Annotated in this window: 22 protein-coding genes; 11 read left to right on the top strand and 11 right to left on the bottom strand. The window is 64.4% G+C overall.

Annotated elements, in window-relative coordinates:
- The first annotated feature begins 23 nt into the window (after positions 1–23).
- Complete coding sequence (locus CCOS191_RS00090) at positions 24–575, top strand: DNA-3-methyladenine glycosylase I (protein WP_046853579.1); 552 nt, start codon at positions 24–26, stop codon at positions 573–575.
- Between the two features lie 41 nt (positions 576–616).
- Complete coding sequence (locus CCOS191_RS00095; RefSeq protein WP_023629851.1) at positions 617–1,504, top strand: lysophospholipid acyltransferase; 888 nt, start codon at positions 617–619, stop codon at positions 1,502–1,504.
- Between the two features lie 122 nt (positions 1,505–1,626).
- Here CCOS191_RS00095 and CCOS191_RS00100 read toward each other — a convergent pair whose 3' ends face one another.
- The 5 genes from CCOS191_RS00100 to def form a co-directional block, all read right to left on the bottom strand.
- Positions 1,627–1,935, bottom strand: a complete 309-nt coding sequence (locus CCOS191_RS00100) for a tetratricopeptide repeat protein (protein ID WP_046853580.1) — start codon at positions 1,933–1,935, stop codon at positions 1,627–1,629.
- An 11-nt stretch (positions 1,936–1,946) separates the two neighbouring features.
- Positions 1,947–3,320, bottom strand: a complete 1,374-nt coding sequence (trkA, locus tag CCOS191_RS00105) for a Trk system potassium transporter TrkA (RefSeq protein ID WP_023629849.1) — start codon at positions 3,318–3,320, stop codon at positions 1,947–1,949.
- A 24-nt stretch (positions 3,321–3,344) separates the two neighbouring features.
- Positions 3,345–4,652 (bottom strand): 16S rRNA (cytosine(967)-C(5))-methyltransferase RsmB, encoded by a 1,308-nt coding sequence (gene rsmB / locus CCOS191_RS00110; protein WP_046853581.1) that lies wholly within the window; start codon positions 4,650–4,652, stop codon positions 3,345–3,347.
- Positions 4,649–5,581, bottom strand: a complete 933-nt coding sequence (gene fmt, locus CCOS191_RS00115) for a methionyl-tRNA formyltransferase (protein WP_046853582.1) — start codon at positions 5,579–5,581, stop codon at positions 4,649–4,651. Before fmt ends, rsmB begins: the two co-directional genes overlap by 4 nt.
- A gap of 62 nt (positions 5,582–5,643) precedes the next feature.
- Entirely contained in the window at positions 5,644–6,150 is a 507-nt protein-coding gene (gene def / locus CCOS191_RS00120) for a peptide deformylase (protein ID WP_038707094.1), read from the bottom strand.
- A 209-nt stretch (positions 6,151–6,359) separates the two neighbouring features.
- Between def and dprA the strand changes: the two genes are divergently transcribed.
- From dprA to CCOS191_RS26915, 5 genes are all read left to right on the top strand, one after another.
- Positions 6,360–7,457 (top strand): DNA-processing protein DprA, encoded by a 1,098-nt coding sequence (gene dprA, locus CCOS191_RS00125; RefSeq protein ID WP_046853583.1) that lies wholly within the window; start codon positions 6,360–6,362, stop codon positions 7,455–7,457.
- A gap of 38 nt (positions 7,458–7,495) precedes the next feature.
- The gene (locus CCOS191_RS00130; RefSeq protein ID WP_038707096.1) at positions 7,496–8,053 is read left to right on the top strand and encodes an L-threonylcarbamoyladenylate synthase; all 558 of its coding nucleotides are present in this window, start codon (positions 7,496–7,498) and stop codon (positions 8,051–8,053) included.
- Between the two features lie 435 nt (positions 8,054–8,488).
- On the top strand, positions 8,489–8,800 hold the full coding sequence (locus tag CCOS191_RS00135; protein WP_046853584.1) for a hypothetical protein: 312 nt from the start codon (positions 8,489–8,491) through the stop codon (positions 8,798–8,800).
- A gap of 294 nt (positions 8,801–9,094) precedes the next feature.
- Positions 9,095–9,379: a type II toxin-antitoxin system Phd/YefM family antitoxin gene (locus tag CCOS191_RS00140; RefSeq protein ID WP_046853585.1), complete on the top strand. Its 285-nt coding sequence runs from the start codon at positions 9,095–9,097 to the stop codon at positions 9,377–9,379.
- A complete protein-coding gene (locus CCOS191_RS26915) occupies positions 9,345–9,650 on the top strand; it encodes a Txe/YoeB family addiction module toxin (RefSeq protein WP_082120336.1) in 306 nt (101 codons plus the stop codon). The genes CCOS191_RS00140 and CCOS191_RS26915 overlap by 35 nt, the downstream gene beginning before the upstream one ends.
- Positions 9,651–9,734: 84 nt before the next feature.
- On the opposite strand, the gene CCOS191_RS00145 is transcribed toward CCOS191_RS26915, so the two are convergent.
- Positions 9,735–10,712: an NADPH:quinone reductase gene (locus CCOS191_RS00145; protein WP_046853586.1), complete on the bottom strand. Its 978-nt coding sequence runs from the start codon at positions 10,710–10,712 to the stop codon at positions 9,735–9,737.
- Between the two features lie 132 nt (positions 10,713–10,844).
- Here CCOS191_RS00145 and hemF point away from each other — a divergent pair, with 132 nt between their 5' ends.
- Together hemF and aroE are read left to right on the top strand one after the other, a co-directional pair.
- The gene (gene hemF, locus CCOS191_RS00150) at positions 10,845–11,756 is read left to right on the top strand and encodes an oxygen-dependent coproporphyrinogen oxidase (RefSeq protein WP_046853587.1); all 912 of its coding nucleotides are present in this window, start codon (positions 10,845–10,847) and stop codon (positions 11,754–11,756) included.
- A gap of 25 nt (positions 11,757–11,781) precedes the next feature.
- Positions 11,782–12,606, top strand: coding sequence for a shikimate dehydrogenase (gene aroE / locus CCOS191_RS00155; RefSeq protein ID WP_046853588.1), 825 nt, complete (start codon positions 11,782–11,784; stop codon positions 12,604–12,606).
- Positions 12,607–12,780: 174 nt separating this feature from the next.
- Here aroE and CCOS191_RS00160 read toward each other — a convergent pair whose 3' ends face one another.
- The 3 genes from CCOS191_RS00160 to betC all read right to left on the bottom strand — a co-directional run bounded on the left by CCOS191_RS00160 (position 12,781) and on the right by betC (position 16,954).
- Positions 12,781–14,346: a SulP family inorganic anion transporter gene (locus CCOS191_RS00160; RefSeq protein WP_046853589.1), complete on the bottom strand. Its 1,566-nt coding sequence runs from the start codon at positions 14,344–14,346 to the stop codon at positions 12,781–12,783.
- 152 nt (positions 14,347–14,498) lie between these two features.
- Entirely contained in the window at positions 14,499–15,422 is a 924-nt protein-coding gene (choX, locus tag CCOS191_RS00165) for a choline ABC transporter substrate-binding protein (protein WP_046853590.1), read from the bottom strand.
- A 14-nt stretch (positions 15,423–15,436) separates the two neighbouring features.
- Complete coding sequence (gene betC, locus CCOS191_RS00170) at positions 15,437–16,954, bottom strand: choline-sulfatase (RefSeq protein WP_046853591.1); 1,518 nt, start codon at positions 16,952–16,954, stop codon at positions 15,437–15,439.
- Between the two features lie 109 nt (positions 16,955–17,063).
- On the opposite strand from betC, the gene CCOS191_RS00175 reads away from it, so the two are divergent.
- Positions 17,064–17,960, top strand: a complete 897-nt coding sequence (locus CCOS191_RS00175) for a choline sulfate utilization transcriptional regulator (protein WP_046853592.1) — start codon at positions 17,064–17,066, stop codon at positions 17,958–17,960.
- 51 nt (positions 17,961–18,011) lie between these two features.
- Positions 18,012–18,344: a DOPA 4,5-dioxygenase family protein gene (locus tag CCOS191_RS00180; RefSeq protein WP_011531491.1), complete on the top strand. Its 333-nt coding sequence runs from the start codon at positions 18,012–18,014 to the stop codon at positions 18,342–18,344.
- A gap of 74 nt (positions 18,345–18,418) precedes the next feature.
- Here the strand turns inward: CCOS191_RS00180 and trpA are convergent, their stop codons facing one another.
- Both trpA and trpB read right to left on the bottom strand, forming a co-directional pair.
- Complete coding sequence (gene trpA / locus CCOS191_RS00185; protein WP_046853593.1) at positions 18,419–19,228, bottom strand: tryptophan synthase subunit alpha; 810 nt, start codon at positions 19,226–19,228, stop codon at positions 18,419–18,421.
- A complete protein-coding gene (trpB, locus tag CCOS191_RS00190; protein WP_023631191.1) occupies positions 19,225–20,442 on the bottom strand; it encodes a tryptophan synthase subunit beta in 1,218 nt (405 codons plus the stop codon). The genes trpA and trpB overlap by 4 nt, the downstream gene beginning before the upstream one ends.
- Positions 20,443–20,547 lie beyond the last annotated feature (105 nt).

The raw sequence follows: 20,547 nt of genomic DNA on the forward strand, positions 1-20,547 counted from the left end.
GCCCTCTACGTTATTGGAGCCTTATGCCACGCTGCTTTTGGTGTTCCGACGATCCGTTGTATCAGGCCTATCACGACCACGAGTGGGGAACGCCGCAGCGCGACCCGGCGTTGCTCTTCGAGATGCTTTTGCTCGAAGGGTTCCAGGCGGGGTTGTCGTGGATCACGGTATTGAAGAAGCGCGAGCGCTATCGCGAGGTGCTGCACGGCTTCGATCCGCTGAAACTGTCGCAGCTCAGCGATGAACGCATCGAGGAGCTTATGCTGGATGCCGGCATCATCCGCAACCGCCTCAAGCTCAAGGCCGTGCGCCGCAATGCCCAGGCCTGGCTGGCTGTGGATAACCCCGCCGAGTGGCTATGGTCGTTCGTCGGCGGCGCGCCGAAGATCAACCATTTCCAGGGGCGTGGCGACGTGCCGGCGGTCACCGACGAGGCCAAGGCGATGAGCAAGGCCTTGCAGAAGGCTGGCTTCACTTTCGTCGGGCCGACCATCTGCTACGCCTTCATGCAGGCCACCGGCATGGTCATGGACCACACCACCGACTGCGATCGCTACGCCGCGCTGGTGCGCTGACGGGGTACAATGCGCGCCTTGCTGAAATAAGGAATTCGCCTGTGGAAAAGTTCAAGGGCGCCCTGATGGTCGGGGTGCTGCGCCTGTTTGCCAAGCTGCCCTGGGGCGCCGTGCAGCGCGTCGGCGCCGGTATCGGCTGGCTGATGTGGAAAATCCCCAACGGCTCGCGCAATGTCGTGCGCATCAACCTGGCCAAATGCTTCCCGGAGATGGACCCGGCCGAGCGTGAGCAATTGGTCGGTCGCGCGCTCAAGGACATCGGCAAGTCGTTCGTCGAAAGCGCCTGCGCCTGGATCTGGCCGCCGCAGCGCTCGCTCGACCTGGTCAAGGAAGTGCACGGCCTGGAAGTGCTGGAGCAGGCCCTGGCCTCGGGCAAGGGCGTGGTCGGCATCACCAGCCACCTGGGCAACTGGGAAGTGCTCAACCACTTCTATTGCAACCAGTGCAAACCGATCATCTTCTACCGCCCGCCCAAGCTGAAGGCTGTGGACGACCTGCTGCGTGAACAGCGGGTGCAGATGGGCAACCGCGTGGCGCCTTCGACCAAGGAAGGCATTCTCAGTGTGATCAAGGAAGTGCGTCGGGGTGGTCAGGTGGGGATTCCCGCCGACCCGGAGCCTGCCGAGTCGGCAGGGGTGTTCGTGCCGTTCCTGGGGACCCAGGCGCTGACCAGCAAGTTCGTGCCGAACATGCTCGCCGGTGGCAAGGCGGTCGGGGTGTTCCTGCACGCCCTGCGCCTGCCCGATGGCTCGGGCTTCAAGGTGTTCCTGGAGGCGGCGCCAGAGGCCATGTACAGCACCGATGTGAATGAATCGGCGGCGGCCATGAGCAAGGTGGTCGAGCGTTATGTGCGCGAGTACCCGAGCCAGTACATGTGGAGCATGAAGCGCTTCAAGAAGCGCCCGGCGGGTGAGGCGCGCTGGTACTGAGATTTTTGGGGGCGCTTTGCGCCCTCTCGCTGGCAAGCCAGCTCCCACATTGATCTCTGTGAGAGCTGGCTTGTCGTGGCGACGAACCGCAGCGAAAGGGCTGCAAAGCAGCCCCGGCAATATCAGACCTTGTTCAACTTCTTCAAGAACACCGCCATCTCCTTCTCGGCCTGCTTGTCGCCATGGGCCTGCGCCGCGACTATCCCCTCTTCCCAGGCCTTGCGCGCGCCAGCCAGATCTCCGCTGAGCTGATATGCCTTGCCCAGCAGCTTCCACGCCGCCGAATACTTGGGGTCCTGCTTCACGCAGCTGGCCAGGTGCACTGCTGCCTCAGCGCCATTGCCCTCGTCCAGCCAGGCCTTGCCCAAGCCAAAGCGCAGCAGCGGGTTATCCACACCCTTGGCCAGCATCTTCTCCAGCGATTCACGCATGCCCTTCCCTCCTAGAAGAAACTCAAGCCCACGTGGAACAGCTTCTCCACGTCCCGAATATGCTTTTTATCCACAACGAACAGGATCACATGGTCGCCCGACTCGATCACCGTGTCGTCGTGGGCGATCATCACTTCGTCCTCGCGGATGATCGCGCCGATGGTGGTGCCCGGCGGCAGGTTGATGTCCTCGATGGCCTTGCCGACCACCTTGCTCGACTTCGAATCGCCATGGGCCACGGCTTCGATGGCCTCGGCCGCACCGCGGCGCAGCGAATGCACGCTGACGATATCGCCACGGCGCACGTGGGCCAGCAGGGTACCGATGGTGGCCAACTGCGGGCTGATGGCGATGTCGATGTCGCCGCCCTGCACCAGGTCGACATAGGCCGGGTTGTTGATGATGGTCATCACCTTGCGTGCGCCCAGGCGCTTGGCCAGCAGCGACGCCATGATGTTGGCCTCGTCGTCGTTGGTCAGGGCCAGGAAGATGTCGGCGTCGGCGATGTTCTCTTCGAGCATCAGGTCCTTGTCCGAGGCGCTGCCCTGCAGCACCACGGTGCTTTCCAGGGTATCGGAGAGCTGGCGGCAACGGGCCGGGTTCATCTCGATGATCTTCACCTGGTAGCGGCTCTCGATGGCCTCGGCCAGGCGCTCGCCGATCTGCCCGCCACCGGCGATGACCACGCGCTTGTTGCTCTCGTCGATGCGGCGCAGTTCGCCCATCACCGCGCGGATGTCCTTTTTCGCTGCGATGAAGAACACCTCGTCGTCGGCTTCGATCACCGTGTCACCCTGTGGGGTGATCGGCCGGTCGCGGCGGAAGATGGCCGCCACGCGGGTGTCGACGTTGGGCATGTGGGCGCGGATCTGGCGCAGTTGCTGGCCGACCAGCGGCCCGCCGTAGTAGGCCCGGACCGCCACCAGCTGGGCCTTGCCCTCGGCGAAGTCGATCACCTGCAGGGAGCCGGGGTGTTCGATCAGGCGCTTGATGTAGTTGGTCACCACCTGCTCGGGGCTGATCAGCACATCCACCGGAATATGGTCGTTGTCGAACAGTTCCTCGCGGGTCAGGTAGGCCGACTCGCGCACGCGGGCGATCTTGGTCGGGGTGTGGAACAGCGAGTACGCCACCTGGCAGGCGACCATGTTGGTCTCGTCGCTGTTGGTCACCGCCACCAGCATGTCGGCATCGTCGGCGCCGGCCTGGCGCAACACCGTCGGCAGCGAGGCGCGGCCTTGCACGGTGCGGATGTCGAGGCGGTCGCCGAGGTCGCGCAGGCGCTCGCCATCGGTATCGACCACGGTGATGTCATTGGCTTCGCTGGCCAGGTGTTCCGCCAGCGTGCCGCCCACCTGCCCTGCGCCGAGGATGATGATCTTCATCCACTACTCCCTACGTTCTTGTGCTTACCGCGAGGCGGCGATCTTGATCAGCTTGGCATAGTAGAAGCCGTCGTGGCCGCCTTCCTGGGCCAGTAGCTGGCGCCCGTGGGGCTGGCGCAGACCGGCCTCGGTGGCCAGGTCCAGCTCGCGGGCACCGGGGGTGCGGGCGAGGAAGGCGTCGATCACTTCGGTATTCTCGGTCGGCAGGCTCGAGCAGGTGGCGTAGAGCAGCATGCCGCCCACTTCCAGGGTCGGCCACAGGGCGTCGAGCAGCTCGCCTTGCAGCGCGGCCAGGGCCGGGATGTCGTCGGCCTGGCGGGTCAGCTTGATGTCCGGGTGGCGGCGGATCACGCCGGTGGCCGAGCACGGGGCGTCGAGCAGGATGCGCTGGAACGGCTTGCCGTCCCACCAGCTGGAGGTGTCGCGGGCGTCGCAGGCGATCAGCTCGGCATCGAGCTTGAGGCGGTCGAGGTTCTCGCGCACGCGGGTCAGGCGCTTGGCCTCGAGGTCGATGGCGACCATGTGCGCCAAGCCCGGTTCGGCTTCAAGCAGGTGGCAGGTCTTGCCGCCCGGGGCACAGCAGGCGTCGAGCACGCGCTGGCCGGGGGCCAGTTCCAGCAGGTCGGCGGACAACTGCGCGGCTTCGTCCTGCACGCTCACCCAACCTTCGGCGAAGCCTGGCAGGCCGCGCACGTCGCAAGCCTCGGCCAGGACGATGCCGTCACGGCTGTACTGGCAGGCGCTGGCGCCGATACCGGCCTCGGCCAGCAGCGCTAGATAAGCGTCGCGGCTGTGATGGCGGCGGTTGATGCGCAGGATCATCGGCGGGTGGGCGTTGTTGGCGGCGCAGATGGCCTCCCACTGCTCAGGCCAGAAGGCCTTGAGCGACTTCTGCAGCCAGCGCGGGTGGGCGGTGCGCACCACCGGGTCGCGCTCCATGTCGGCCAACAGTGCCTCCCCTTCACGCTGGGCGCGGCGCAGCACCGCGTTGAGCAGGCCCTTTGCCCAAGGCTTCTTGAGCTTGTCGGCACACCCGACGGTTTCGCCGATGGCGGCGTGGGCCGGGATGCGGCTGTAGAACAGCTGGTATAGACCGACCAGCAGCAGCGCCTGCACATCGGCGTCGGCGGCCTTGAACGGCTTCTGCAACAGTTGCGCGGCCAGCAGGTCCAGGCGCGGCTGCCAGCGGGCGGTGCCGAAGGCCAGGTCCTGGGTCAGGCCACGGTCGCGCTCATCGACCTTGTCCAGTTGCGCCGGCAGCGAGCTGTTCAGCGAAGCCTTGCCGCTGAGCACAGCGGCCAAGGCACGGGCGGCAGCCAGGCGTGGATTCATTGGCCGAGCACCTTGCCACTGGCGAATTTCTCGCGGCGGCTGTTGAACAGGTCGGCGAAGTTGAGGGCCTTGCCACCCGGCAGTTGCAGGCGGGTCAGGCTCAGGGCCTGGTCACCGCAGGCGACCACCAGGCCATCTTTGCTGGCCGACAGGATTTCGCCGGGGGCGCCCTGGGCTGTGGACAAGTTGGCGGCCAGTACCTTCACGCTTTCGCCGTCCAGGGTGCTGTGACACACCGGCCAGGGGTTGAAGGCGCGGATCAGGCGCTCAAGCTCCACGGCCGGGCGGCTCCAGTCGATACGCGCTTCGTCCTTGTTCAGCTTGTGGGCGTAGGTGGCCAGGGCATCGTCCTGCACTTCACCTTGCAGGCTGCCATCGGCCAAGCCGGCGATGGCCTGCACCACGGCGCCCGGGCCCATGGCGGCGAGGCGGTCGTGCAGGGTACCGCCGGTGTCCTCGGCGCTGATCGGGGTGACCACCTTGAGCAGCATCGGGCCGGTGTCCAAGCCCGCTTCCATGCGCATCACGGTGACGCCGCTCTCGGCGTCGCCGGCTTCAACGGCGCGCTGGATCGGCGCGGCGCCGCGCCAGCGCGGCAGCAGCGAGGCGTGGCTGTTGATGCAGCCCAGGCGTGGGATATCCAGCACAGCTTGCGGCAGGATCAGACCGTAGGCGACCACCACCATCAGGTCCGGCTTCAGTGCGGCGAGCTCGGCCTGGGCGTCGGCGTTGCGCAGGGTCTGCGGCTGGTACACCGGGATTTCGTGGGCCACAGCCAGCGCCTTGACCGCGCTCGGCATCAGCTTCTGGCCGCGCCCGGCCGGGCGGTCGGGCTGGGTGTAGACGGCCACGATCTCGTACGGGCTGTCGAGCAAAGCCTTGAGGTGTTCGGCGGCAAACTCTGGAGTGCCTGCGAAGACGATGCGCATGGAGTTCTCGCTTCTTGAAAAAGAAAAAGGCTTGCCGGAGCAAGCCTTCTGGAAGGTGGGGATCAGGCTTGCTGGCGGTGCTGCTTTTCCAGCTTCTTCTTGATCCGGTCACGTTTGAGCTGCGACAGGTAGTCGACGAACAGCTTGCCGTTGAGGTGATCGAACTCATGCTGCACGCACACCGCCAGCAGGCCTTCGCATTCCAGCTCGTACGGCTTGCCGTCGCGGTCTTGGGCCTTGACCCGGACGCGCAGCGGGCGGTCGACGTTCTCGTAGAAGCCCGGCACCGACAGGCAGCCTTCCTGGTACTGGCCCATGTCGTGGGTCAGCTCTTCGACGCTGGGGTTGATGAAGACGCGCGGTTCGCTGCGATCTTCGCTCAGGTCCATCACCACGACTTGCTGGTGCACGTTGACCTGGGTGGCCGCCAGGCCGATGCCCGGGGCCTCGTACATGGTTTCGAACATGTCGTCGATCAGCTGGCGCAAGGCGTCGTCAAACACCGTTACCGGTTTGGCAATGGTACGCAGGCGCGGATCGGGAAATTCGAGAATGTTCAAAATGGCCATGGCGGTCAGGCAGTCACTGTGCGGTCGGTTGAAAACTGAGCACACATAATAAAGGGAAACGGTGGCCAAGGCACCTGTGAAAGCTCGGCTAGGGTCTTTATGGGCTTGATAGCTGCCATTTAATAGACAGCTTTTCAAAGTATTACCCACAAAGTTATCCACAGGTTGTGCCACGCCGATGGCCCCCTGTCGATCAAGGAGGATCACCCATGAGCACTCTCCGTTCGTCGCCTTGCTCGCCTGCCGAACTGGAGGCGCGGCTGCGTCTGCATCGCCTCCCCGACATCGGCCTGCGCCGCTTTCTTACCCTGATCGAAGCCTTTGGCAATGCTTCATCGGCACTCAGTGCGCCGGCCAGTGCCTGGCGTGCGCTGGGGTTGCCAGCCGCCAGTATCGATGCCCGTCGCAGCCCTGAGGTGCGCGACGGCGCATTGGCTGCAATGGCTTGGTTAGAGCGCCCGGGCCAGCATTTGCTGATGTGGGACGGGCCTGGCTACCCCGCATTGCTGAGTGAAATCGATGACCCGCCATCCCTGCTGTTCGTCGCCGGTGACCCCGCTTTGCTGGAGCATCCGCAGCTGGCGATTGTGGGTAGCAGGCGTGCTTCACCACCGGCGCTGGATACCGCGGCTGCGTTTTCGCGTTGCCTGGCGCAAGCCGGGTTCACCATCACCAGCGGGCTGGCGCTGGGCGTTGACGGTGCCGCTCATCGGGCCGCGCTGAAAGGCGGGGGGCAGACTATTGGGGTGCTCGGCACGGGGTTGCAAAAACTTTATCCACAGCGCCACCGTGACCTTGCCCGGACGATGCTCGACAGTGGCAGCGCGCTGGTTTCCGAGTACCCGCTGGATGCCGGGCCGCTGGCCGGTAATTTCCCCAGGCGCAACCGCATCATCAGCGGGCTGTCGCTCGGCGTGCTGGTGGTCGAGGCGAGCATCGCCAGCGGCTCATTGATCACCGCGCGCCTTGCCGCGGAACAAGGGCGCGAGGTGTATGCCATTCCGGGTTCGATCCACCACCCCGGCGCCAAGGGCTGCCACCAGCTGATCCGCGATGGTGCGCTGTTGGTGGAAAGCGTGGAACAGATCCTCGACAGCCTGCGCGGTTGGCAGAACCTGCCGGGCGCGCCTGTGGGTAAAGCCGACCATCCCCTGCTCGCCTTGCTCCACGCCGCACCCCACACCAGCGAGGGCTTGGCGCACAGCAGCGGCCAGCCGTTGGCCCAGGTGCTGGCCAGCCTGACCGAGTTGGAGCTAGAGGGCCGGGTCAGCAATGAAGCCGGGCGTTGGTTTGCCCGTTCCGGCTAAGTACACTGCGCACACGGCGTTTATGCGGAGAGACGGAAATGGTGAGCAGTTGGCGTGTGCAACAAGCCGCGCGTGAGGTGAAGGCGGGTGCGGTGATCGCCTATCCGACGGAAGCGGTCTGGGGCCTGGGCTGCGACCCGTGGAACGAGGACGCGGTGTATCGCCTGCTGGCGCTCAAGTCGCGCCCTGTGGATAAAGGCCTGATCCTGGTCGCCGACAGCATCCACCAGTTCGACTTCCTGTTCGAAGACTTCCCCCAGGACTGGATCGACCGCATGGCCGCCACCTGGCCGGGGCCGAACACTTGGCTGGTGCCGCACCAGGACCTGCTGCCCGAGTGGGTGACCGGGCAGCATGACAGCGTGGCATTGCGGGTCAGCGATCACCCACAGGTGCGTGAACTGTGCGCGCTGGTGGGCCCATTGATTTCCACGTCCTGCAACCCGGCCGGGCGCCCGGCGGCCAAGAGCCGGTTGCGGGTGGAGCAGTATTTCCACAAGCAGCTGGACATGGTGCTGGGTGGGGCGTTGGGTGGGCGGAAGAATCCGAGCCTGATTCGGGACCTGGCGACCGGCGAGGTTGTGCGCCCGGGGTGAAGACTTAAGCCCTGTGAGTAACCTTTGTGGGAGCTGGCTTGCCAGCGATGAGGCCAGCAGGGGCAGCATCATTGCCTGAACTGGCCCTATCGCTGGCAAGCCAGCTCCCACAGGGGCGGTGCTAGCTTCAGCATTTTCTGATCTTGATCCCCAAGGCTGCCCATCTCGAATTCAGAGAATTATCCTACGCAGTCTGTCGACTGCCATTACCTTCTCAGTGGGAACGCCTGCCTCTAGGCTCCAGACCGTCGCCGAATAACTTGGCGATCGGGTGTGGTAACCCGAGCTGGGAGAGATCTTCGCAGTCTATGGTGGCTGCATGCGGGAGGCCTCGTGCCTGCCGGGTTTTGAGATCTCTCCCGGTTTACCACCCCGTATGCAGCTGCCACCCATCCGTGTGGTAACGGATGCGTGCCGGCCTAGATGCGAGATCTCATGATGAAAAAGATCGTCCCCGACCCACCCCTCCCCAATACCTCCACCCACCCCTTCGGTCGCTGCGATGCCGGCCACCCACCGCTCTTCACCGTAAACCCCAACATCGAAGCCCACGACGCGCTGGTGCACGTAGCGCTTTACCTGCGCTGCGCCTATGACACCGGCATCAAGGCACTCGACCACCTGCGTGACGAGGGGCGCGGGATGTACTGGTCGAGCCTGCATTCGCTGGAAATGGCGGAGGGATTGGTGGAGGCGATGCTCGATGGCCTCGAGTCGGTGCCAGCGGCTAAGAACTCCGCCGGCTGAACTGACGCAATCGCGGAGCAAGCCCGCTCCCACGCCATGACCAGAGATCGGCGTGGGAGCGGCGGTTCGCCGCTGCGACGTGCCCCGCGATGAAATAGAAACAGGGAAATACCCTACGTGTCACACCGATCCAATCACGTTCCCGCTGAAGGTTTGGGCCGGTAATCTCCCTTTGCTTTGCGCAGCACTCCATCCCGAGTGATGAAGACGCCGACGGCGGGTCGTTGAGATTTGTACATAGCTTTGTACAATGTTCGCTCAGCTCTCCTTTGTAATCCGGGAAGGATTGGACAAATGCATGTACTGACTTTTAGCCAAGCTCGCGCCGACCTGAAGCAAACGATGGATGACGTATGCCGTGACCACGAGCCGGCGATCATCACGCGCCAACGTGGCGAGCCGGTGGTCATGCTGTCCCTGGAGGATTACAACGGCATGCAGGAGACCCTTTACTTGCTAGGGTCATCTGCCAACGCAAGGCGCTTGCGTTCATCAGTCGAGCAGCTGCGGTCGGGTCAGCCAGTTACTCAAGAGCTGATCATCGATGAACATGAAGTCAAAGCAACGCAACAAGACTGAGGCTCGGAATTCCGTGAGCGTTGCGTTCACTGCCGAGGGATGGGACGACTATCACCATTGGCGGGAAGCTGATTCGGCGATCTTCGAGACAATCAATGTGCTGATCCGCGAGTCCTGCCGTACGCCTTTCAAAGGAACGGGCAAACCTGAACCCCTAAAGGGTGATCTTTCCGGATTCTGGTCTCGCCGCATCACCCGAGAGCATCGTCTGGTCTACCTGTATGAGGGCGGCCAGTTGACGGTGCTGCAGTGCCGGTTTCATTACGACTGAAAAATCTTAATCGCGGGGCAAGCCCGCTCCCACGAGATCAACGCCGATCCAGCGTGGGAGCGGGCTTGCCCCGCGATAGGGACCTCAAGGCAAAAGAACAGTCGAGCCGACAGTCCGCCGCGCCGACAACTCCGTCTGCGCCTTGGCCGCCTCGCTCAATAGATACCGCTGCTGGATATCCACAACCAGCTTGCCACTGGCGATCATCGCGAACAGGTCATCTGCCATGGCCTGAGTATTCTCGGCATTGTTGGCATAGCTCCCCAGCGTCGGTCGGGTCACATACAGTGAGCCCTTCTGCGACAGGATCCCCAGGTTCACCCCGCTCACCGCCCCCGACGCATTGCCGAAACTCACCATCAACCCTCGCGGCCTGAGGCAATCAAGCGAGGTCAGCCAGGTATCGGCCCCCACGCCGTCATACACCACTGCGCACTTTTGATCGTCGGTCAGCTCCAGCACGCGTTTAGCCACGTCTTCATGGCTGTAGTCAATGGTCGCCCAAGCTCCGAGCGCCTTGGCCCGCTCAGCCTTCTCGGCGGAACTGACAGTACCGATCAGCTTCGCCCCCAGTGCCTTGGCCCACTGACAAGCCAGCGATCCCACCCCACCGGCAGCCGCATGGAACAGCACGAAATCCCCAGGCTGCACGGCATAAGTCTGCTTGAGCAGGTACTGCGTGGTCAGCCCCTTGAGCATCACCGCCGCCGCCTGCTCGAAGCTGATCGCATCCGGCAGCTTGACCAGGTTGGCCTCCGGCAGTGTATGCACCTCGCTGTAGGCCCCCAGCGGCCCGCCGGCATAGGCCACACGGTCGCCGACCTTGATCCGGCTGACGCCCTCGCCCACCGCCTCGACCACCCCTGCCGCTTCGGTACCCAGCCCGGAAGGCAGCGACGGCGGCGCATACAGCCCGCCACGGAAATAGGTGTCGATGAAGTTCAGGCCGATCGCATGGTTGCGCACGCGCACTTGCTGCGGGCCGGGCGGGGCCGGGTCGAACTCTACCAACTGCAACACTTCCGGGCCGCCATGCTGGCTGAACTGAATACGCTTGGCCATCACACACTCCTGTCATTGGGGCTGCAAAGGCCTCCTATCGGACGCCTTTGCTTGATCGCCGTCAACTGCGGCGCGGGGTTTGCCGGTGGTATGCTACGCGGCGAATTTTCCCCGCTCCTTCCAGGTGACCCGATGACCAGCCGCACCGAGGCCGTGAAAGCCTACCTGCTCGACCTGCAAGACCGCATCTGCACTGCCCTCGAGACCGAAGACGGCGGCGCCCGCTTCGTCGAGGATGCCTGGGTGCGCGATGCCGGCGGCGGCGGTCGCACGCGGGTGATCGGCGACGGCAAGGTGATCGAGAAAGGCGGGGTGAACTTCTCCCACGTGTTCGGCAGCGGCCTGCCGCCGTCGGCCAGTGCCCACCGCCCGGAGCTGGCGGGCCGTGGGTTCGAGGCGCTGGGCGTGTCGCTGGTGATCCACCCGCACAACCCGCATGTGCCGACCTCCCACGCCAACGTGCGGTTCTTCATCGCCGAAAAAGAGGGTGAAGAGGCAGTATGGTGGTTCGGCGGCGGTTTCGACCTGACCCCCTATTACGGCAATGAAGAAGACTGCGTGCACTGGCACCGCGTGGCCGAGCAGGCCTGCGCGCCGTTCGGTGCCGACGTGTACCCGCGTTACAAGGCCTGGTGCGACCGCTACTTCCACCTCAAGCACCGTGGCGAGCCGCGCGGCATCGGCGGCCTGTTCTTCGATGACCTGAACGAGTGGGACTTCGATACCTGCTTCGCCTTCATCCGCGCCATCGGTGACGCCTATGTCGAGGCTTACCTGCCGATCGTCCAGCGCCGCAAGGGCACCCCGTACACCCCCGCCCAGCGCGAATTCCAGGAATACCGTCGTGGCCGCTACGTCGAGTTCAACCTGGTCTACGACCGTGGCACCCTGTTCGGCCTGCAGTCCGGTGGCCGCACCGAATCGATCCTGATGTCGCTGCCACCGCAAGTGCGCTGGGGCTACGATTGGAAAGCCGAACCAGGCAGCGAAGAAGCGCGCCTGACCGAGTACTTCCTGCAAGACCGCGACTGGCTCGCCCAGTAAGCCTGTGGAAACCTGAGGATCACCCATGGACCAGTACGTCGTTTTCGGTAACCCCATCGGCCACAGCAAATCGCCGCTGATCCACCGTCTGTTCGCTGACCAGACCGGCGAGGACCTGGAGTACGCCACCCTGCTGGCGCCGCTGGACGAGTTCAGCGACTGCGCCCGTGGCTTCTTCAAGCAAGGCTGCGGCGCCAACGTCACCGTGCCGTTCAAGGAAGAGGCCTACCGCCTGTGCGACAGCCTCACCCAACGTGCCAAGCGTGCCGGCGCGGTGAACACCTTGAGCAAGCTGGCCGACGGTACGTTGCAAGGCGACAACACCGATGGCGCCGGGCTGGTACGCGACCTCACCGTCAACGCCGGGGTCGAGCTGGCCGGCAAGCGCATCCTCATCCTTGGTGCCGGCGGCGCGGTGCGTGGCGTGCTGGAGCCGATCCTGGCGCACAAGCCGCAGTCGCTGGTGATCGCCAACCGCACGGTGGAGAAGGCCGAGCAGTTGGCCCGTGAGTTCGATGAGCTGGGGCCGGTGGTGGCCAGCGGTTTTGCCTGGTTGCAGGAGCCGGTGGACGTGATCATCAATGCCACCTCGGCGAGCCTGGCTGGCGAGCTGCCGCCGATTGCCGACAGCCTGATCGAAGCCGGGCGTACCGTTTGCTACGACATGATGTACGGCAAGGAACCGACGCCGTTCTGCCAGTGGGCGACCAAGCTGGGTGCGGCCAAGGTGCTGGATGGGTTGGGGATGCTGGCTGAGCAAGCGGCCGAGGCGTTCTTTATCTGGCGTGGGGTTCGGCCTGAGACCGGGCCGGTGCTGGATGAGCTGCGCCGGCAGCTAGCTCGCGGCTGAATTCGAGATTTTGGGGCCGCTTTGCGGCCTTTTCGCTGCGGTTCGTCGCACGACAAGCCAGCTCCCACAGGTACCGCACTAGTCTTGAGCAAAGCGCGGTCTATGTGGGAGCTGGCTTGTCGTGGCGACGAACCGCAGCGAAAGGGCTGCAAAGCAGCCCCAGGATTTCAAAGCTCATTCCTCAAATCGAATGGGACACAGTTCAACCCCCTCCAGCTTCTGCAACTCCTCCATCACCTGCGGCCTTGCCCGCTGCAACGTCAGGCTCCCGCCACTGCGCATCAGCCGTCGCGCCTCGCGGTGCAACATATCCACACCCGAGTAATCGATGAAGTTCACCTGTCGCGCATCGATCACCACGTGTGGCCCCTGGCAGCGCTGAAGGCGCACCTGCAGATAATGCGCCGCGCCAAAGAAGATCGACCCGCCCACCCGCAAGATGTCCGCCTCCCCTTCCCGGCTTTGCTGCACCCGTGGCCGTGAGGTGCGCTTGAGGTAAAAGAACAATGAGGCCAGCACCCCGGCATAAATCGCCGTCTGCAACTCCAGCAGCAACGTCGCCGCCGCCGTCAGTGCCATCACCAGGAACTCCGAGCGGCTGACCCGGAACAGCGCGCGAATGCCGCGATGGTCTACCAATCCCCAGCAGATCAGCAGGATGCTCCCCGCCATCGCCGGGATCGGCAGGTGGGCGATCAGCCCCGCACCGGTCACGGCGAACAGCGCCACCCACAAGGCTGAGAACACCCCAGCCAGTGGCGAGCGGGCGCCGGCATCGTAGCTCAGGCCCGAGCGAGTGAAGGAACCTGCGGACAGGTAGCCGGAGAAAAACGCGCCGCCGATGTTCGACAGGCCCTGTGCGCGGATTTCCTGGTCAGGGTCGATCAATTGCTCCGAACGTGCCGACAACGAGCGGGCAATCGACAGGCTGGTGACCAGCCCCAGCATGCCCACCGCCACAGCGCTGGGCAGCAGGCGCAGCATCAGTTCCACGTCCAGCAGAGGCAGCGGGCTGAAGGGCGGGAGCTGCCCGGTGAACGCAGCCACCCTGGGCACGTGGCCGAACACGCTGGGTAATAGCCAAGCCACCAGGCTGACCAGCAGCAGGCTTATCAACAGGCTTGGCCAGCGCGGGCGCCACAGCTTCAGGGCAATACCTATGACCAGCGTGGCCAGGCCCAGGGCCAGCGATGGCAGATCCACTTCGCCCATGTGCCCAGCCAGGTCCTGCACGGTCTTCAATGCAGTGGCCTGGCTCGGTAGGTCCATCCCCAGCAGGTTCGGCAGTTGCCCAAGGGCGATGACGATGGCGGCGCCGAGGGTGAAGCCCAGCACCACCGAGTGGGAAACGAAATTGACCAGCGCACCGAAGCGCAACAGCCCCAGCAGTAACTGGAAGATGCCGCCGAGGAAGGTCAGCAGCAGTACCAGGGTCACATAGTCGGCGCTGCCGGCCACGGCCAGGGGGTTGATGCTGGCGTAGAGGACGATGGAGATGGCGGCCGTGGGCCCGCAGATCAGGTGCCAGGACGAGCCCCACAGGCAGGCGATCGGCACGGGGATGATGGCGGCGTACAGGCCGTACTCGGCGGGCAGCCCGGCGATCAGGGCGTAGGCGATTGACTGCGGCAGGGCGAGGATGGCGCCGCTCAGGCCTACCAGCAGGTCCTGCCGCAGGCTGCGACCCGATTGGCGGGGTAGCCAGGTGAGGAATGGCAGCAGGTGGGTCAGGCGGGGCATGGGGCAACTCGCTCAGGGTCGGTTCTTGTACTGGCCGTGCTGGCCTTATCGCCGGCAAGCCGGCTCCCACGGGGATACCACAAGCCTAAAGGCTGTCGCTGTACCTGTGGGAGCTGGCCTGCCGGCGATAAGGCAAGACTGGCAGCAAGGCTCTAGAGTCTGTCTTTTACGGCTTCTTGGGCGCTGCCACCGGCTTTGGTGGTCACCCCAGCCAACCACCCTTCCAACACCTGCGGATGCGCCTTCACCCAAGCCTTGGCCGCCTCATCGAAGCTCACCTTCTTATCCACAACCTCGGCCATGATGCTGTTCTCCATCTCCAGCGAGAACTTCAAGTTCCCCAGCAGCTTCGCCGCATTCGGGCAGGCTTGTGGATAACCTTTGCGGGTCAGGGTGTAGACATCGCCCTTGCTGCCGAACCATTTCTCCCCGCCCGTGAGGTAATGCATCTTCAGCTTCACGTTCATCGGATGCGGAGTCCAGCCAAGGAAGGTGATGAACTGCTGCTTCTTCACTGCCCGGTCCACTTGAGCGAGCATCGCCTGCTCGCTGGACTCGACCAGTTTCCACTGGCCCAGGTCGAACTCATTCTTGTCGATGATCTCTTTCAGCGACAAGTTGGCCGGCGCGCCGGAGCCGATGCCGTAGAGCTTCTTGTCGAACTGAGCAGCGTGCTTGTGCAGGTCGGCGAAGTCCTTCACGCCCGCGTTCCATACATAGTCGGGCACCGCCAGGGTGAACTCGGTGCCTTCCAGGTTCTTCGCCAGTTGCTGCACATCGCCATTGGCGATGAACTTGTCATGGAAGCCCTGCTGCGCCGGCATCCAGTTGCCGAGGAAAGCATCCACCCGGCCATCTTTCAGGCCGCCGTAGATGATCGGCACGGCCAGGCTGTCGATCTTCACCTGGTACCCCAGGCTTTCCAGGAGCAGCCGGGCCACGGCGTTGGTGCTGGCGATATCGCTCCAGCCGGGGTCGGCCATCTTCACGGTGCTGCATTGCGCGTCGCTGTCGGCGGCGTGTGCCGTGCCCAGGCTCAGGGCCAGGGTGAGCACGGCGGTGGAGAACTTCTGCATGGCGGTCTCTCTTCTCAATCCAGGGGTGCGGGCTGTGGATAACGTGCCTTGCGCTCGAGGTCGTCGAGATCGATATGGTTGCGCATGTACTGTTGGCTGGCGTCCACCAACGGTTGGTGGTCCCAGCTTTTCAGCTTGCCGATGGCCAGTGCCTCGGCCACCAGGCGGCGGCGCCGTTGGCTGGCCAGCACCTGCTGGCGCAGGGCCGGGATATCCCAGCGCTGCCTGGCTTCATCGGCAAATGCCTGCAGCAGCGCCTGGTGGCCCGGGCTGCCGGTGAGGTTCTCCCGCTCGTGCGGGTCGCGGCTCAGGTCGTAGAGTAGCCATGGGTCGTCTTCGCTGTACACGAACTTGTAGGGGCCACGGCGGATCATCATCAGCGGGCCGACCGTGCCTTCGGCCATGTACTCGCCGATTACCTCGTCATGCCCGCCCTGCCCTTGCAGGTGGCCGAGCAGCGAGCGGCCATCCAGGTGCAGGTGGTTATCCACAGCGCCGCCGGCCAGTTCGACCAGGGTCGGCAACAGGTCGCAGGTGGAAACGCTGGCGCTGACGCGAGCTGGCCCGAAGCGCTTGGGCGCATGGATCAACAGCGGCACCCGCGCCGCCATCTCGAACCAGTGCATCTTGTACCAGAGCCCGCGCTCGCCAAGCATGTCGCCGTGATCGCCCGAGAACACGATCAGGGTGTCGTCGGCCAGGCCACAGTCCTCGAGGGTTTGCAGGAGCTTGCCGATGTTGTCGTCGATGTAGCTGCAGGCGCCGAAGTAGGCGCGGCGGGCGTCGCGGATCTTGTCCACGGGCAGCGGCTTGTTCCACAGGTCGTAGACCTTGAGCAGGCGTTGCGAATGCGGGTCCTGCTCGCCTTGGGCGATCTCGTCCCGCGGCAGCGGGATATCCACAGCCTCGTACATGTCCCAGTAGTGCTTGGGAATGGTGTAGGGGTCATGGGGGTGGGTCATGGAGACGGTCAGGCAGAATGGCCGGTCGTCGTCCTCGCGCACATGGTCATAGAGGTACTGGCGCGCCTTGAACACCACCTCTTCGTCGAAATCCAACTGGTTGGTGCGCACGCAGGGCCCGGCCTGCAACACCGAAGACATGTTGTGGTACCAGCTCGGGCGCACGTCCGGTTCATCCCAGTTCACCGCCCAGCCGTAGTCTGCCGGGTAGATATCGCTGGTCAGGCGTTCTTCGTAGCCGTGCAGTTGGTCCGGGCCGCAGAAGTGCATCTTGCCCGATAGCGCTGTGCGGTAGCCGAGGCGGCGCAGGTAGTGGGCGTAGGTGGGCACGTCGGCGGGGAAATCGGCAGCGTTGTCGTAGGCGCCGATACGGCTGGGCAACTGACCGCTGACCAGGGTGAAGCGCGACGGCGCACACAGAGGGCTGTTGCAGTAGGCACTGTCGAACACCACGGCCTGTTCGGCGAGGCGGGCCAGGTGGGGCATCTTGATCGGCGACGGGGTGTAGATCGGCAGCAAGGGCGCGGCCATCTGATCGGCCATGATGAACAGGATGTTGGGTCGCTTCATGGGTGCCTTCCATCGTCGAGGGTTATGGGTGCCACTTGCAATCCAGCATGCGGCTGTGGATAACAGGGGTAAAGCCCATGCCGGGCAATGACTGGGATTAGCCAAGCTTATGTTTGAGCATCTTGCCGACCTGCCCCTCGACACCTTGCGCGTGTTCGAGGCCGCCGCCCGCCTGCGCAGTTTCACCAGTGCCGCCGTGGAGCTGGGCACCACCCAGCCGGCGGTCAGCCAGCAGATGAAGCGCCTGGAGGCGCAGCTGGGCACGCGGTTGTTCGACCGGATCTACCGGGGCATTGAGCTGACCGAGGCGGGGTTGCTGTTGTTCGAGCAGGTGCACCAGGGCTTGCAGGCGATGGATGATGGCGTTGCCCAAGCCAGTGGGCGCGGCCAGCGCGAGGTGCTGCAGGTGGCTACCGACTTCGCCTTTGCGGCGTTCTGGCTGATGCCGCGCCTGCAGCGTTTCCACGAGGCATATCCACAGGTGGACGTCAGCCTGGTGACCGGCGAGCGCAGCCAGGCGATGTTGCGCCCTGACATCGATGTGGCGGTGCTGTTCGGTGATGGGCGCTTCCATCAGGGCGAGAGCCGCTGGCTGTTCGATGAGGAAGTTTTTCCGGTGTGCAGCCCGCGGCTGATTCATGGCAAACCCTTGTCAGCCGTGGCTTTGCAGCGATTGCCATTGCTGCACTTGAAGGGTGAGCAGGCCAGTCGCTGGTTCGATTGGGCCGGGGTTTTCCGTGGTCTTGGTGTGGACAGCCCTCCTCCGTCCGGTCAGTTGCGGTTCGACAACTACACCCTGCTGATTCAGGCCGCAATTGCCGGCCAGGGCGTGGCGATCGGCTGGGCGCACCTGGTGGATGGGCTGGTCGAGCAGGGGCTGCTGTGCCGGCCGCTGGAAGGCAGTTTGCGCTCGAAGCGGGGGTATTACGTGGTGCTGCCGCCACGCAAGCGGCGTGGGGCGTTGATCGAGCGGTTTGTGGATTGGCTGGAGCAGGAGCGCCTGTAATGAGATGGCGTAGACTTCAAGATGTTCGCATTACTGCAATCAGGAGCCACCGTGCAAAGGATCAAGGGCTATCACGCCCACGTGTACTACGACGCATCGACCATGGAACAGGCCCGTGAACTATGCGAGGAGGCGACGCGGCTGTTCCCCGTGACCATGGGCCGCATGCACCAGAAACCGGTCGGGCCGCACCCGGACTGGAGCTGCCAGCTGGCGTTCGGGCCTGAGGTGGTGGGGGTGGTGCTGCCGTGGCTGGCGCTGTATCGCAAGGGGCTGGTGGTGTTCCTGCACCCGGAAACCGGGGATGAACTGGCGGATCACCGCGATCATGCGATCTGGATGGGGGCAATCAGGCCGTTGGATCTGTCGATTTTCGAAGGCTAGTTGCTTGGGCCGGCCAGCTCCCACGAGTCGTGTGGGAGCCGGCTTGCCGGCGATCGAGGGCGAAGCCCTCGCGCTTAGTTGCGTGCCGCGCGCACACCTTCGGCCAGCGCCGAGCACAGGCTCAGCACATCAATCACGGCCTGCTCGGCACCCTTGGCCTGGGCGATCTTGTCGACCAGCGCCGAGCCCACCACCACGCCATCGGCCAGGCGGGCGATAGCCGCAGCCTGCTCCGGCGTACGAATGCCGAAACCAACGCTGATCGGCAGGTCGGTATGTCGACGCAGGCGCGCAATGGCCTCGGTCACATGCTCGGTGGTCGCCGAGCCCGCCCCGGTCACGCCGGCCACCGAGACGTAGTAGACGAATCCGGAGCTGCGCTCCAGCACGCGCGGCAGGCGCGCGTCGTCGGTGGTCGGGGTGGTCAGGCGGATGAAGTCGATGCCGGCGGCCTGGGCCGGGGTGGCCAGCTCGGCGTCATGCTCGGGCGGCAGGTCGACGATGATCAGGCCATCGACACCAGCTTCCTTGGCTTCTGCGACGAACTGCTCCACGCCGAAGCGATGGATCGGGTTGTAGTAACCCATCAGCACGATCGGGGTGGTTTGGTTATCCACACGGAATTCACGCACCATCTGCAAGGTCTTGGCCAGGGTCTGGCCGGCTTCCAGGGCGCGCAGGGTGGCGAGCTGGATCGCCACGCCATCGGCCATCGGGTCGGTGAACGGCATGCCCAGCTCGATCACGTCGGCACCGGCGGCCGGCAGGCCCTTGAGGATTTGCAGCGAGGCATCGTAGCCGGGGTCGCCTGCGGTAACGAAGGTGACCAGTGCCGAGCGGCCTTCGGCCTTGAGATCGGCGAAGCGTTGTTCGAGACGGCTCATGCCTGTTTCTCCTGGGCGGCCATATGGTTCATCACGGTTTGCATGTCCTTGTCGCCGCGACCGGACAGGCAGATCACCATCAAGTGGTCCTTGGGCAGCGTCGGCGCGCGCTTGATCGCCTCGGCCAGGGCGTGGGAGCTCTCCAGCGCCGGAATGATGCCTTCCAGGCGGCAGCTGGTGTGGAAAGCGTCCAGCGCTTCGTCGTCGGTGATGCTGACGTATTCCACGCGCTTCACTTCATGCAGGTAGGCGTGCTCCGGGCCGATGCCGGGGTAGTCCAGGCCTGCGGAAATCGAGTGGGCGTCGGTGATCTGGCCGTCGTCGTCCTGCAGCAGGTAGGTGCGGTTGCCGTGCAGCACGCCTGGTACGCCGCCGTTGAGGCTGGCCGCGTGCTTGTCGGTGTGCACGCCGTGGCCGCCGGCCTCGACGCCGATGATCTTGACGCTCGGCTCTTCGAGGAACTCGTGGAACAGGCCCATGGCGTTGGAGCCGCCGCCGACGCAGGCAATCAGGCTGTCGGGCAGGCGCCCTTCCTTCTCGTGCAGCTGGGCGCGGGTTTCTTTGCCGATGATCGACTGGAAGTCGCGGACCATCGCCGGGTACGGGTGGGGACCTGCCACGGTGCCGATCAGGTAGAAGGTGTCATCGACGTTGGTGACCCAGTCGCGCAGGGCCTCGTTCATGGCGTCCTTGAGCGTGCCGGTGCCAGCGGTGACCGGGACGATCTCGGCGCCCAGCAGCTTCATGCGGAACACGTTGGCCTGCTGGCGTTCGATGTCGGTGGCGCCCATGTAGATCACGCAGGGCAGGCCGAAGCGCGCGGCGACGGTAGCGGTAGCCACGCCGTGCATGCCGGCGCCGGTCTCGGCGATCAGGCGTTTCTTGCCCATGCGCTTGGCCAGCAGCACCTGGCCGATGCAGTTGTTCACCTTGTGCGCGCCGGTGTGGTTGAGTTCTTCACGCTTGAAGAAGATCTTGGCGCCGCCGCAGTGCTCGGTCAGGCGCTCGGCGAAGTACAGCGGGTTGGGGCGGCCAATGTAGTCGCGCTGGAAGTAGGCCAGCTCTTCGAGGAACTTGGGGTCGGCCTTGGCGGCTTCGTACTCGCGGGCAAGGTCGAGTACCAGCGGCATCAGGGTTTCGGCCACGTAGCGGCCGCCGAACGAGCCGAACAGGCCGTTGGCGTCGGGGCCGGGGCGGTATTGGGTCTGGGTCATGGGGCGCTCCGTAGGCGAAGTAGAGATTCGATGGGCTTTACTCTAACCACGACGTGGCCGGCTGAAAACCGATAAGATTGCGCAAACCTGTCAGGAAAACTCACA

The sequence above is a fragment of the Pseudomonas sp. CCOS 191 genome (assembly GCF_001007005.1).
Taxonomy (GTDB): Bacteria; Pseudomonadota; Gammaproteobacteria; order Pseudomonadales; family Pseudomonadaceae; genus Aquipseudomonas; species Aquipseudomonas soli.